8 protein-coding genes are annotated in these 14,152 nt (G+C 54.6%); 1 reads left to right on the top strand and 7 read right to left on the bottom strand.

From position 1 onward, the window contains the following. Positions 1–20 precede the first annotated feature (20 nt). The 5 genes from JS82_02385 to JS82_02405 form a co-directional block, all read right to left on the bottom strand. Positions 21–1,457 (bottom strand): DUF4391 domain-containing protein, encoded by a 1,437-nt coding sequence (locus JS82_02385; GenBank protein ID QHK17032.1) that lies wholly within the window; start codon positions 1,455–1,457, stop codon positions 21–23. 1 nt (position 1,458) lies between these two features. Next, a complete protein-coding gene (locus JS82_02390) occupies positions 1,459–4,665 on the bottom strand; it encodes a DEAD/DEAH box helicase family protein (protein ID QHK17033.1) in 3,207 nt (1,068 codons plus the stop codon). A gap of 4 nt (positions 4,666–4,669) precedes the next feature. Then, a complete protein-coding gene (locus JS82_02395) occupies positions 4,670–7,762 on the bottom strand; it encodes a DEAD/DEAH box helicase family protein (GenBank protein QHK17034.1) in 3,093 nt (1,030 codons plus the stop codon). Positions 7,763–7,771: 9 nt separating this feature from the next. Continuing rightward, on the bottom strand, positions 7,772–9,784 hold the full coding sequence (locus tag JS82_02400; protein ID QHK17035.1) for a site-specific DNA-methyltransferase: 2,013 nt from the start codon (positions 9,782–9,784) through the stop codon (positions 7,772–7,774). 88 nt (positions 9,785–9,872) lie between these two features. After that, on the bottom strand, positions 9,873–10,562 hold the full coding sequence (locus JS82_02405; GenBank protein ID QHK17036.1) for a hypothetical protein: 690 nt from the start codon (positions 10,560–10,562) through the stop codon (positions 9,873–9,875). 255 nt (positions 10,563–10,817) lie between these two features. On the opposite strand from JS82_02405, the gene JS82_02410 reads away from it, so the two are divergent. Further along, positions 10,818–11,672, top strand: coding sequence for a hypothetical protein (locus JS82_02410; protein ID QHK17037.1), 855 nt, complete (start codon positions 10,818–10,820; stop codon positions 11,670–11,672). A 545-nt stretch (positions 11,673–12,217) separates the two neighbouring features. Here JS82_02410 and JS82_02415 read toward each other — a convergent pair. After that, positions 12,218–12,790 carry a zinc-ribbon domain-containing protein gene (locus tag JS82_02415; protein QHK17038.1) on the bottom strand — a complete coding sequence of 191 codons (573 nt, stop codon included), beginning with the start codon at positions 12,788–12,790 and terminating at the stop codon, positions 12,218–12,220. Then, positions 12,791–13,888 (bottom strand): leucine-rich repeat protein, encoded by a 1,098-nt coding sequence (locus JS82_02420; GenBank protein ID QHK17039.1) that lies wholly within the window; start codon positions 13,886–13,888, stop codon positions 12,791–12,793. Positions 13,889–14,152: the final 264 nt, after the last annotated feature.

Consider the following 14,152-nt stretch of genomic DNA (forward strand, 5'->3'; position numbering starts at 1 on the left):
TGTCACAGTTCGTAGGGTCTTCACCATTCGATGCATTCGGACTCTTCGTATCCGATGACCTCGGTCTCAATCCTTCTCATCGTTTCTTTCGGGACTTCGGACATATCGAGGGTGTACACTATGTTCAGACGGGGGTTGAAGATGCCGATGTTCCGCACCGTTTCGAAATGACTGTCCGTGCTGTGCTTCCCCATGATGTAGTACATGGCCAGCTGCAGGGTGTGCTCCTTGGTCGGGATGTTCTTCGAGACCTTGAAATCCCAGATTGTCGACTCGGTGAGGTAATCTCCATCGCCCGCTCCGACCACTTCCGTGTATGCTCCGGGGAACTTGGGTCCGGATTCGGTGATCGGTCCGTAGACCTCGAAGAACCTCTTCGACCGTTCGATCATGATGCGGATGTTCTCACAGGTCTGATGGTCCACGAATGTCAGGAACGGGTCCGTCTTCGGTGCGCGTCTGGCCCTGTAGTAGGAATCGTACATGCATGTACGGCAGGCACACTCTATGGATTCGTCATCGAGCCCTCTGATCCCGCACATGTGTTCCGCCACATCCTCGGCCTTTCCGCCTGCGAAACCTCCCATGACGGAGATGATGAATGCTTCGGAAAGGGATGACCCCATCACCCAACGGGTGAGGTAGTCAACTGCTAACCCTGCTATGGCAGGGGGCACGTTCTCCTCGCCCAGTGTTTTCCCATCATCGAATCTCGTCTCGTTCAGCAACCTGGGATTGATGAAACCTCCGGGCGGTTGATCCACTTCACTGATGCGCCTTGTGACACTGACCCCTCTCCTCTTAGTCGGCTTCGATTCGGTATCGACGGGTTGTTGCGGCGTTTCCGTTCTCACCGGTTCGGGCTTCGTGTCACGTTCCTTCTTGAGACGCTGGATCTCCGAATGGATCCTCCGTCTCTCATGGTTCTGCTTCTCCTTCTGGAATTTCTTCTCCAAATCTGCGATTTGCGTATTGTAAGAGCGGGTGCGCTTCTCCCAGGCTATGGCTTCGTGGAGAGGTTCATCACGGGAGAGGTTCCCAAGGCCTCTGACGATGTTCGCCCAGACCGCATCAAGGTCTAGACCTTCCAATTCCAAACTGTGATCGGCATTGGGTTTCCAATCGGTCTGGAACACAATGTCCTCGACCACTGCTATCTTCGAGACATCCCCATACGAGAGCACATAGACGGTCTTGTGTCCCAGTCTGTTCAGGAGCATCAGGTTCCCGTCATCGCAGTCCTGAACGTTCAGCTGCAGTTCCATGACGTAGATCGCGGAGACGTCCTTTCCCTTGTCGATGTTCACCGACTCCGGCGAGATGATCGACCTTATCGTGATGCTGTGGACCTGCTTGTCGAACCTCTCCCTCTCACGCCCTTTGATGTTCTTGCTGCTGAAGAACGCATCCTTTGGGATGGCCTTCCTCACATCCGTGGACGGCGGCAGGCCGAGCATCTCACCTCACCACCAGGAAGCACACGAGTTCGAAATCGTCCATGCCGTTGGATTTCACGGTGGTGAAACTATCCTTGCCGTTCAGGAAGTCGTCCAGTTCCGATTGTTCCTTCTGATCCACGATGGAGTCGATCGATCTCGTCAGAAGCTTCGAGATCTCGGACATGTTGCGTCCGTCATCGGTCTCCTCGTTGAACGATCTGCATAGATCCGCGTATGGCTTGCTTTTCCCCTTGCAGGCATATCTCATGAGGTCGAGGAACCTCTTCGGATCCAGATGGTCGCAGACCACATCGCCTGCATTCGATATGTAGACCATGTAGAACGGATGCAGGCGGTTCTTCTTGTCGCGGTTGATGTTGTCCACGCGGTTCAACAGGACGAACATGACCCCAGGTGGCATTTCCTCGGACGATGGGACGACGGCCTGGAGCCCGTAGGGGGTGCCGTCCAGCAGTCCCGCGGTACGGGTGTAGTCCAGAAGGTCTACTCTGAACTCGTTTAGCCCGAGATCCATTATCGAGACTCCGGATTGCATGTCCTCGATGTCGACGACCTCATCCTTCAGACGCTGGAGCTGGTTCTTCCTGTATTCCAGGTCACCCTTCTCATTGGTGTCCAGGACGTTGTCGTCCCCAGTGGATGTGAGGACGGACGCCTTCATACGGGACTCCACCCTCCCGCGGAGGTCGATGTACGTGTCCAGGTCCACGTCCGGCCAGAAGTTGACCAGCTGTATACGGTCGTTCCTGCTGCCGATACGGTCGATACGCCCGAATCTCTGGATGATACGGACGGGATTCCAGTGGATGTCGTAGTTGATACAGAAGTCGCAGTCCTGGAGGTTCTGACCCTCCGATATGCAGTCCGTTCCGATCAGGATGTCGAGTTCTTCCTTGGCATTCTTGTCCACCAGGTCCCTGCGCTTCGATATCGGGGAGAACCATGTCAGGGTGTCGTTGAAATCCCCCTTGATCTCCTTCAGGGTGTTCCTACCGTCCACCGTTCCCGTGATCTCGGCGGTGTTGAGTCCGTATCTCTCCTTGAACTCCTTGGATATGTTCTCGTAGAGGTAGTCGGCGGTGTCGCTGAAGGTCGTGAAGATCAGGACCTTCCTGTTACCCGGGTTTATGGGGTTGTCGATCTTGTCCAGGATGCATCTCTTGAGCGTGGCGAGCTTCTTGTCGTTCGTCGGTGTGATGCGGGCGACCGATTCCGACAGTTCTCTGAGGACAGCACGGTCGTTCTCCAGATAGTGCTTCCACTGGATGTAGTCCATGTCCTCCAGGCTGATCTTGATGTCGTGCTCGATCGCATAGACCTCATCGTCCTCTTCGAACTCCGACAGGTCCTCGCTCACCTTGACGGTCTTCTCACCGTTCTCGAACTTCTCTATGTTGGACAGTGTCTTCTCGATCCTGGCGAGGACCTTGTCCACGGTCTTCCGGAACGAGTAGATGGAACTCTCCAGACGTTTGAGGAGGTTGATGGCGGTGAGCCTCCTGATCCCCTGCTCGCGTCCGGAACGGTCGATGGTCGACCTGTCGATACCGTACTTGTACTGCTTGCTGGGGAGGATGAAATCCGTCGGGACATACACCTCCAGGTTCAACCTCTGCAAGGAGGCGTTGATGCTCTCGAAGGTCACGCCCAGGTCATCATCCGTGATGCCCGGGTCCAGGTTGATCGGTTTCAGACGCTGCGGGAACTTCCCGACCTCGTCCATGCCGTAGTACTTCTCGATGTGCTTCCTGGAACGTGCGATGGTCACGCTGTCCAGGACCTGGAAGAAGTCGAAGTCGAGACAGTGCAGCAGATTTTCCGTGGTGCGTTCCTCGGGTTCAAGGGAGCTCCACCTGTTGAAGGCCTTCTGGGCATCCCTGAATATCGCATCCAGCGGGCGGCTGACATCGAGGTTGTCCTGCATCAGGCTCGGCTCGCCTTCGTAGGCGATCATCAGCTGGTTGTAGAGGTCGTAGAACCTGTTGTTCACAGGCGTGGCAGACAGCATCAGCACCTTCGTCTGGGTGCCCGGCCTGATGACCTCATTGAGAAGGCGGCTGTAACGGTTGACGCTGGTCTCGTCATCGACATCCGTCCTCCCCCCGTTGCGGAAGTTATGCGACTCATCGATCACGACCAGGTCGAAGTTCTCCCAGTAGAACTGCTTCAGGTTGATGCCGTTGGAGTACCCGCTTCTTCTGGAGAGGTCCGTGTGGTACAGCACCTTGTACTGGAACTTGTCCTTGATCAGGGGGTTGTTCCTGTATTCAGAACGGTAGGTGTTCCAGTTCTCGGACAGCTTCTTTGGACATAGGACGAGGACGTTCTTGTTCCTCGACTCGTAGTACTTGATCACGCCCAGGGCGGTGTAGGTCTTTCCGAGTCCGACGCTGTCGGCCAGGATGCATCCGTTGAATGTCTCCAGTTTGTTGATGATCCCGAGCACCGCATCCTTCTGGAAGGAGTACAGGGAGTTCCAGATCACCGAATCGCGGAACCTGATGCTCTCGTTGGGGAGGTTGTCTCCGGAGATGTCCTCCAGGAACTCCTTGAATATGTTGTACAGGGTGACGAAGTAGATGAACCCCGGAGGATTCTCATCGTACGCTTCGGTGAGCTTGTCCACGATGTCCTCCTTCACATCCCTGAGAAGGTCGGGGTTGTTCCAGATCTGATCGAACAGACGGAACATCGGCAGGGTCTCGTCATCGGCGAGTTTCGTGGTGTACATGCTGATGCTGTCGCCTTTCTCGCTGCCGATCCCGACGGTCGTGAACTCGCTGACCGGACGGTACGACGTCCTGGAATCGCCGGATTCGACGTTCAGCATCGAGTCCATGGGACGGTAGCTGACGTTCGACCTGAACTCGCATTTCCTGCGGATCCAGTCGGCGCATTCCCTGGCCAATGCCTTCTGGGTCAACCCGTTACGGAGCTTCACCTCGAACTCTGTTCCGTAGACGCTGCGCTCTCTGGACAGTCTCGGAATGTAGAACTCCTTCTTCTCACGGGGCGCCTTCTCCTCGAGGAATGTGGGCGAGGTGAAGATGAAGCGAAGCGATTCGACGCCCTTCAGCTCCCTTTTCAGCTCTTCGAAAGCGTAGATGGAGAAACATGCCGACGCGATCGAGACCTTGCTGCCCTTGGTGACCGTCTTCTTCAGGTCCTCGGCCAGCGTGTAGTTGATGTTGTCGATGTTCTCCATCCGATCATTCCCCTCTCACGAGATCCAAGAGGTTGGCGTAGCTGTTCACTGTCCCGAAGTCGACCTTGATGCCTGTTCCCTCGAACAGCTTCTTGGCGCACTTGATCTTGTTCTCCTCGATCTTTGACAGGTCCATGGATGACATGGAGCCCTTGGTCTCGGCCACGAAGAAGATGTGGCGGACTTTGTCCTTGTCGAAGGCGATCGCCCAATCAGGTGTGTACTCCCCCATCGGGGTGGGGATGTAGAACCCGCCCTTCCCGTCAGGCAGCTTGGAGTACACGATGACCTCCTCGGCTCCATCCAGATCCTCGGCGAACCTCCTCTCCACTTGGCTGTCAGTGAATATGTAGTCCTGGATGTTCTTCTTGGTCTCGTACGCCTTGTCGAAATCCCCTTCCGGACGGTTCATCGTGAAGATGCTGTTGTCGAACTTCCCTTCTGTCATATCGTACTCGATGTGATCCACGATGACTGTGGACTTCTCCTCGTTGATTAATCTGGAGACCTTCTCGATGAACTCCTCTGGGTTGACCTTGAACATGTCGAACTTCGAGTTCTCTATCTCCTTGAGGATCGTCGCCACGGTCCTGCGGGTGAGTCCGGTCTTCGACGCCACCTTCCCTACGAGATCGTACTTCACCCCCACATAGGAGGATGCACCCACTTCGCCGCTGGATGTGGTGGCTTTGCTGAAACCATCCTTCTCAACCGCTTCCTCGTAGCTGATCTCGGATTTCTGGGAACCGGTGGTGACCGTGTACGAAATTCCAGACACGTTCAGCTTGGAGTTTATGCTGACGACGGATTTCCGGATCAGCTCCTGGCTGTCGAAGGAAACCTTGTAGTGATACATGTGGTTGATCTCGTTCCACAGCTCGATGAACTCCTTCCTCTGGAAGTTCTTGTTCAGACTGTTGGACTTGATCTTGGGCTTGCGTCCGTCCTCCGTTATGTCGCGCACCGTCTGAGGCTCTGCGACCCTCTTGAGGAACTGCCTGATTCCCGGAGCGAGTTTGGCGATCTCCTGCGGAAGCGGCTGGAGCTTGTTCGCATGGAGATCCTCCTTGAGCTTGTCCGTCGGCATGTCGTCGTAATCGATGTACCAGTTGCCTGAAAGGTACCTGTAGAGCACCTTGGCTTCCATGGTCTCGATGGTGATCTCGCCTTCCTCTGCGAGGATCTTCTTGCCCTTGAGGAACTCGGCGGTTATCGGCACCGCACGGTGACGGATGTCCAGGACGGTCTCCTCCTGCAGCCCCTTGACGAACGTCTCGTATTCCTCATCGGCGACGACAGTCAAGGAGTTCACATCGTGGAACAGTGGACCAAGCGCTTCGGAATCCTGTCTGTCCCCCTTCTGGTTCACGCAGATGCGCATACCGCGGCCGACCTCCTGCCTCCTGCGAGTGGTGCTGTCGGAGTGCTTGAGGGCGCATATCTGGAACACGTTGGGATTGTCCCATCCCTCGGACAGGGCGGAGTGAGAGAAGATGAAGCGGACGGGATTGCTCTGGCTGAGCAACAGCTCCTTGTTCTTCAGGATCAGGTCATAGGCGCTGACGTCCTGGGAACCCTCCTGTCCCCTCTTGACCTCGCTGTCGATGGCACGGCCCTTCTTGTCGATGCTGAAGTAACCTGAGTGGATCCTCGAGACGTCGGTGTTTGTGAGGTACTCGATGTAGTCCGGGTCGTAGAACTTCCCGCGTTCGGCGATGATGGACCTGAACTCCTGTTCGAACATCTCCCCGTATTCGCCCAGCCTCTCGTTTCCGTCGTCATCGTACTGACGGTACTTGGCGACCTCGTCGATGAAGAACAGGGAGAGGACCTTGATACCCTTGGAGAACAGCTTGCTCTCCTGGTCCAAGTGCGATAGGATGGTCTCCCTGATCTGGATGCGACGTTTCCCGGATTCGGTGATGTCGCCGACAGCCTCTCCCGCATAGAGGACAGTGCCATCGCTCAGGGTGACCGTGTTCGCGAGACCATCGATGTCCGTGATGAACAGGCCCTTGTAAGATTCGATGTGATTGGATGTCTCATACAGGTTGTCCTGTTGGCGGAAGACATGGGTCTCGTTGCGGATCCCGGCGGAATGGCTCACGAAGATCTCCATCCTCGCAGTGGGTGCTGTCTTCCCGGCATCGATCCCTTCCAGATAGATGTACCTCTCGGACCCCGACAGGTGGTTGATCCTCACGCCCTTCACGCGTATCTTCTTCACGAGTTTCTGGTTGTACGCATCGAGGGCATCAAGGGAATAGACCTGGTTGTGATGGGTCACATGCGTGGCGGAGAAGTTCATCGAGAACAGGGCGTTGAAGTGCTTGCGAAGAGCCTTCTGCGTCTTGCTGTCGTCCTTTCCGAGCTTCTGGGGCTCATCCAGGATGAGGACCGGCCTGTTGGCGGCGATGATGTCTATGGGACGTCTCGACTGGAACTCGTCCCTCACGGAATAGATGATCCTGCTCTGCTCGTTCTTCCCATCCTCCTTGAACGACGCCGCGAAGGCCTGGGAGTTGATGATCATCACGTTGATTCCGGAGCTCTGGGAAAACTCGTCTATCTTGTAGAGATCGGAAGAGCTGTAGATGAAAGCACGGAGCTTCTTCCCATACTGCTCCATGAAATGGGACTCGGTGGTCTGGATGCTCTTGTAGACCCCCTCGCGGATGGCGATACTGGGGACCACGATGATGAACTTGTTCCATCCGTACCTCTTGTTGAGCTCGAACATCGTCTTGGTGTAGACGTACGTCTTACCTGTACCAGTCTCCATCTCGACGTCGAGTGTCACCGCTCCGAGCGGGTCGACGATCTCTTCCGATATGGGGATGCCGTTGTCCTTCTGGACGGTCTGGATGTTCTTCAGGATCCGTTCCGGTGCGATCGTCAGATCGTTGTTGCGATAGGCGAGTCCGACCTCGGTCAGAGGGACACCAGATTCCTCGTCGAAGGTGGCCTGGGTGTCCTTCCTCGTACCCATGTCGTGTCTGTGCCGGATACCATCGCTGAACTCCTGGCCTTCGAACACACGGACTATGCTCTCGACAGCCTCTGTCTGATACGGGAGTGTCTTGAAGGTGAACTCCATGTTCCCACCTCAGAGCACCTTGGTCTGCGTGTTGGGACTGAACGTCTTGAAGATCTCACCGAAGTTTATCGCGACCGAATCGGACGACATGGAGCTGTCCCTGAACACCGCGTACCTGGGCTGACGTTTGGCAATCTCCGTGACAAGGCCATCATCCACATCCGAGTCGAAGCATGCGATGAGGTAGTCTCCATCGACTGAGAACACCGTCTTGCCCGCAACCTTCTCTTCCTGGATGTCGGCGGACAGTTCGATACCGAGCTCTAGCATAACCTGAACCAGAAGGTCCTGCCCGCTGCGGTCGGATTTGATGTTCTCCGCAGCGTAATCAAGAATCTCCTTCTTGGTGGCCGTCGGATCGTAGAACACATCGTTCATGTTAGACGAGTCGACCTTGAACACGCGGAATCCGACATCCAGTTCATTGTCATCAAGAGTCTGTTGTCCTGTCAGTTGCTTACCCGCACGCCTTATGCGTTCCTTTCCGATCTCGCAAATGTTGTGGGGTCTGTCTCCGAGAAGTTCTATGGCATTGTTGTAGATTGTCTTTGAAGCTTCGGAAGTGCCTTTAACATTCTCCAGGGGCTCGGGAATCTGGACCAATATGAACGTACGGTTTCCTCCATCGGCTTTGTTCTGAAGGAATACCGAATGGGCTGTCGTCGCCGATCCAGAGAAGAAATCCATGATTATGGAATCCTTGTCGGTGCAGAATTGTATCAGGGACTGGATGATCTCCTCGTCCTTCGGATTCTGGAACACGTCCTTCCCCATCAGATCTCTAAGTCTTTTCGTCGCAGCGCGACCATCCTTGTAGAACACACTATAGGGTGCAGACAATTCGTGTTCTTTGAGGTAGCTTTTAACACAGGGGACGGATTTTTCATCATCGCCAAATACAATTCTGTCGTCTGCGATTAATTCTTTAAGGCGTTTTTCTGAATACAACCATCCTCTTGATGGTATTTTGACAGGTTTGCCTGTTATTGGGTGTAAGACTTCGTATTTGGGGCCGCCTCCGCCTGGCCATGAGATATTGTCAGCAAAGTAAATGCCTCTCTTGTCTACGCTGTTGTAATGTTTATGATTCTTTGCAGGATCATTGGCACCTAGCGATTTATACCACCTTTTCAGCTCTTTCTCTACAGCAGCATCATCTGAGCCGTACTTCTTTCTCAGAGCATCATACTCGGCGTAGATGTCGTCTAGACCCTGTTTCCTCTCACGCCATTTGACAGCGTTTTCCTTCAGGTAATCCATGGAACGGACATAACACAGAATGTACTCGTGAGACACCGATACAAGTTTCGAATCGTTCTTACGACCCGCAGCCCATGTGAATGTCGTAACGAAATTGCGCTCTCCGAAGATCTCATCGCATACACGTTTCAGATTGGCCTGCTCATTGTCATCTATGCTGATGAATATCGCACCATCATCTGTCAAGAAATCCTTCGCCAGAATCAGGCGAGGGTAGATCATGTTCAGCCAGTCGGTATGATATTTCCCATTGCTCCCGGAGTTGATGACCATCCGACGTCCGGAATCATCGTAATCCCCGCTGATCTGGCTGTATTCCTCCTCGGTCGATTCGAACTTGTCATCATAGAGGAAATCATTCCCTGTGTTGTAGGGGGGATCGATGTAGATCATTTTCACCTTCCCAAGATACGTTTCCCTTAAGAGTTTGAGAGCATCCAGGTTGTCTCCCTCGATGTAGATGTTTCTGGTGTCGGCAAACTTAGAGTGCTCATCGAGGCAGGGTCTGAGCGTCAGTGTCGTCGGACTGTTAGCTAGACGCTGAGCCTCCGATTTTCCCGGCCACGAGATGATATACCTCTCCTTTCCTTCCGGGATGACAGCATCCGAGAGCTGACGCTTGAGGCTCTCGAAGTCAACAGCCAGTCTGGTCTTCCCACCATCCGTTTTCGTCTCGGTTACGCATGAGGGGAAGATCTCTGCGATTTTCTGGATGTTGATTTCTGTGATGTCCTTTGTCTGCATCTCGAGCCTGTCTGCCATGGGGCCAGTATAACAATGATAGAACAATAATATTGGCGTTTGTTCAGATTATGATTTTGTAAGTCAGGGGGCGTTTGCCCCCTTTTTATCAAAGATTCACGCCCAGTCTCCTGAGCTCCGTCTCCGCCTGCACCCTGCCTGGATACTTGTCGAGCATCTCCTCGTATCTTTCGGCGTCGTCCTCCCTTGTGGGTCCGAATCCCAGGTTCACGTGGCAGATCTGGGAGTACAGGGCGTAGTCCAGAGCCTCTTCCGGAACGTCCTCCGAGTCCAGCGCCGGGTTCATGACGATCGTCCTCATCAGGACGCTGGACCTTCCGAACTTCCGGCTCCTGTCCCCGACGCTGCTCCATCTGATGACGAGGTCTGGGTCGTATTCGACCAGCCCTCTCTCGGCGAGCCTCCTGTAGCAGTCCAGCAGGTCGACACTCTCCCCGCGTGCGGTCTCGCTGATGCCCCTGAACCTCTTCAGGTACATCCCCTGGTTCTCCTCCAGGAACTCCTTCGAGTTGAGGTAGTCGCAGACCTCCTCGGAGTAGGCGGTCCTGTCCTCCCCTCTGATCCTTGCGAAGACGGTCTCCGCCAGGCTCTGGATCACGTTCTCCGGTGCATTTCTGAGGTAGTCGGAGACCTCGAAGCTGATCCACTTGTAGGACCTGGTCCACTTCAGCTTGAAGTCCCTGAAGGCGGAGAACTCCGCCTGTATCTCGTCGAATCCGTTTCTGATGCCAGCGTTGCGCATGGCCCTGTTCAGCATCTCGCTGTCGCAGTTCTCCATTTCTTTTTCTCTCCTGGGCCTTAGTGCCCGGAGAGGGGCTTGGCGGAGACGCGCTTACGTGACCGGCGCGCGCCGAGAGAGTTCAGGAAGAGAAGGCGCCGACGGGCCGATATGCGCGCGAAGCGTACCCCTGAAGGGCACGAGGCACAGGAGAATAGGACTCTTTGTCTTCAGATCCTGAACTGTTTTGTTCGGTCGGAAGTTAGATATGCGCTCCACATCCCTTCAGGTCTCTATATCGAAGGGGTCTGTCAGATGTCGATAATCGATCTGTGCTGTCCACACTGCGGCGGGCAAATTGTGCTTGATGATGCCAACAAATTCGGTTTCTGCATGTATTGTGGCCACAAGATCATGTTATCGGATGTCACCACCCATGTGGTGAAGGTGGACAACTCGGAACGTCTGGCGAGTTTTCTGAAACTCGTGACCCCCACCATCGAGAGCGGCAACGCCTTCGAGATGCGTTCTCTGTCCAACGACATCCTCCAGATGGATCCGGAACAGGGGAGCGCATGGCTTTGCAGAGGGCACGCGGCCGCTCTGGAAGGCAACTTCAAGGAATGCTTTCAGTCATGGGTCAAGGCTGTCCGTCTCGGAGGGATGACCGATTTCGAGCGTGATTTCGATCAGATGGCCGAGTCCGTGAAGGATGGGATCATCATAGCATGCGACGAGGATCTGGCGTTCATCAGGGTCGCCAGGTCGTCCGATGTCGAGACCGCTCTGTATTCCAAGTTCCCCGAGCAGATGGCGGGCACCTCGCTGATAGCCAACGTCACCTCGAGATGCGAGGCCGCATTGTCCACGTACAGGTCATGGGCACAGGAACAGATATCCATGGCCTGCACGAATCTGACATCGTCCTCCCTGGCCGTGATCAAGGATCCCAAGGCCCTCCATGAGCTCGCAGCCAATGCGTTGGGGATCATCAGGTCGTCACAGAGCGGATTCGGTTTCCTGAACCGTCTGTCCGGTTCCAACTTCGAGCTCAATGACCAGCTGCAGGAGGTCATGGACATCACCCGCCGTCCGGATTCCTGTTCGGAGTCCGATATCGAGAAGATCAACAAGAGATGGTCCACGAAGGGCAAATTCTCCTCGGTCTGACCACTTTTGCAAATATGATCGGGCGTCTTGGCATCGCAGAACGCTGTCGTCATCCTCAGAAACATCGCAAACCGATGGATGTCTTCCTTGCCGACCTCGGTTCCGACTTCGACCGCATGTGGATTCCAGGCGACAGACCGAAGGTCTTCGCCTGAATCCCCATCGTCGACAGCATCCTGTCAGCGTGAGCTATCTCCGGAGATGCGATGGTTTAGCGAGAGACACGTTCTCGCAGTGCAAAAGCACTGCTCGATCGTGTCTCTCGCTTGTTATTCTGTTCTTCGGACTATCAGATTTATTCGCTTTGGACTCATCTCGTCCTTTGCGAACACGAACTTCCTGTTCTATACAGCGACCGTTTGTTATTTTCTCAGTTTCCAGTTATGCTTCTTGGGGTTGCGTTTCATTGTATTGACCAACTGACGAAACGAAACCCCGCTTCTACACACTTTCGGTCGATATGGTTCTGCGCTCCCGCCTCACGCGCGCGTGAGGCGGTCGCACGCGAACTGTGTACTCTGCACATCCCAAGGTTGTTTGATGGGTCAGAGGTGCAGTACGACCCTGTACTGCTCTCCGGAATGCAAGGTCAGCGTCTCGCTATCGGTGTAGGTGGTCCCTGTCGACAATCCCACTCCGGTGGCGGTGAAGGTGATGACATCGCTTTCGCCATCGAGCTCTACGATGTAGAAGTTTAGACCGTACTGGAAATTGTCCTCTTTCAGATCCACAGGCTCGAAGTATGTGACGCCCCCGCCCTCCAGGGTGATGTTCAGCGTCTGGTTCTGATCGTTGTAGACCGTGAACGTCACAAGTGCGTAGTCCTTCTCTTCAGCCGGGCTGTCGCCGGGAATTGACACCACGAAAAATCCAACGACAATCAGGACTATCGCGATCACGATGCCGATTGTGTATGGGTTGCGACCCTTCTTGGGCTTGGTAGAGCCTGCGGAATGGCTCTCTGCGGAGGGACTCGGTTCAGGGCTGGCAGGGCTGGCCTCCGGCTCCGTTCTGTGGGCGGTGTCGCCGTGGGCGTTGACGTTCTTGAAATCGTAACCACATGATATGCAGAATCTGGCGCCTTCCTCATTGTTGGTGCCACAGTTCGGACAGTACATTCACAATCCCCTCTTTGAAATTCTGTTATGTCTGATGTACAGCAGGACGAAGACGACCAGCAGCAGGCCTCCGAGCATCCACATCAGCATTCCGATCGTCGTATAGGGGTACTCTGCTCCGCTGCCGGCAGGTTCCACGATGTTATTCGGCTCGAAGATCGCGACGAAGGTGGCATCTCCGGACACGGTTATCGTCCTGTGGCTCGAAGTGACTCTGTCACTCCATCCGACGAAGGAGTATCCGTCGTTCGGGGAGGCGGAGATCGTCACTTTGCTGCCGGACAAATATGTTCCGGCACCATCGATCTCACCCCAACCGGGGGTGTCAGAATAGATTGTAATCGTGTATTTCACAGAGGGGTCGGGATCGGGAGTTGGGTCAATAGTCCCCCCATCCTGCATTACCATCTTGCCATTCACTTTGACGAATGTGTGTCCGCAGAGGTTGGAGGATGTCTGGCTGAGGATCGTCACGCCGTCGCTCGCATAGAACACGAAGCTGGAGAAGGTCTGTGAATCGATCACGGTGCTGGAGGAGCTGATGGTGATGGACGAGATGCTGGAGCTGCAGGTGAATGCCTGGCTGCCGATGGAGGTGACAGATGAGGGGATGTCGATGTTTCCCGTGAAATCGCAGTTCTTGAAGGCTCCTTCGCCGATGGTCTTCACGGAGTCTCCGAGATTGAGGTTACCGGTTAGTTTGGTCTCGGCGAAAGCGTAGTCGCCCACGGACGTCACCCGGTCTCCGAGATTGAGGTTACCGGTGAATTCGGATTTGTAGAAGGCGTAGTTGCCGATGGTGGTCAGCGACGAAGGGAGGCGGAGGTTTCCTGTGAAGTCCGTCTCGGCGAAAGCGTAGTCGCCTATCGATTGGACGGTGGACGGGAGGTTGAGGTTCCCGGTGATCTCCGAGCTTCTGAATGCCGAATTGCCGATGGTTTTCAGACCATTGGATATGTTGAAGTTCCCAGTGATGTCGGCTTTCTCGAATGCGCTGTCGCCTATGGATGTGACAGCTGAGGAGATGTTGAGGTTCCCAGTGATGTCGGCCCCCTGGAAAGCGCCGGCTCCGATGGTGCGGACGCTTCCGGTGTTCATGTTCCCAGTGAGTTTCTCATTCTGGAACGCATTATCTCCGATGGCGACCACGTTGTATGTCTTTGATTCATAGCGGATCGTTGAAGGGATGTTTTTGACCATCGAATCCATGAGGCCGATGACCGTTGCTTGGCTCGACGGTTCGTCCAATTCGTAGATGAACGTGCCATCATTAACAGATATGGCCGCGGAATCATCTGAAACAAAAGGAACGAAGCATATCGCTGAAGCCAAAATTATGGTGGTTATGATAATTTTTGAGTT

The organism is Methanomassiliicoccaceae archaeon DOK (assembly GCA_009911715.1).
GTDB lineage: Archaea > Thermoplasmatota > Thermoplasmata > Methanomassiliicoccales > Methanomethylophilaceae > Methanoprimaticola.

Coding starts and splice junctions, on each gene's coding strand:
- JS82_02385 (QHK17032.1), bottom strand. CDS start 1,457: ATGCTCGGCCTGCCGCCGTCCACGGATGTGAGGAAGGCCATCCCAAAG.
- JS82_02390 (QHK17033.1), bottom strand. CDS start 4,665: ATGGAGAACATCGACAACATCAACTACACGCTGGCCGAGGACCTGAAG.
- JS82_02395 (QHK17034.1), bottom strand. CDS start 7,762: ATGGAGTTCACCTTCAAGACACTCCCGTATCAGACAGAGGCTGTCGAG.
- JS82_02400 (QHK17035.1), bottom strand. CDS start 9,784: ATGGCAGACAGGCTCGAGATGCAGACAAAGGACATCACAGAAATCAAC.
- JS82_02405 (QHK17036.1), bottom strand. CDS start 10,562: ATGGAGAACTGCGACAGCGAGATGCTGAACAGGGCCATGCGCAACGCT.
- JS82_02410 (QHK17037.1), top strand. CDS start 10,818: ATGTCGATAATCGATCTGTGCTGTCCACACTGCGGCGGGCAAATTGTG.
- JS82_02415 (QHK17038.1), bottom strand. CDS start 12,790: ATGTACTGTCCGAACTGTGGCACCAACAATGAGGAAGGCGCCAGATTC.
- JS82_02420 (QHK17039.1), bottom strand. CDS start 13,888: ATGAACACCGGAAGCGTCCGCACCATCGGAGCCGGCGCTTTCCAGGGG.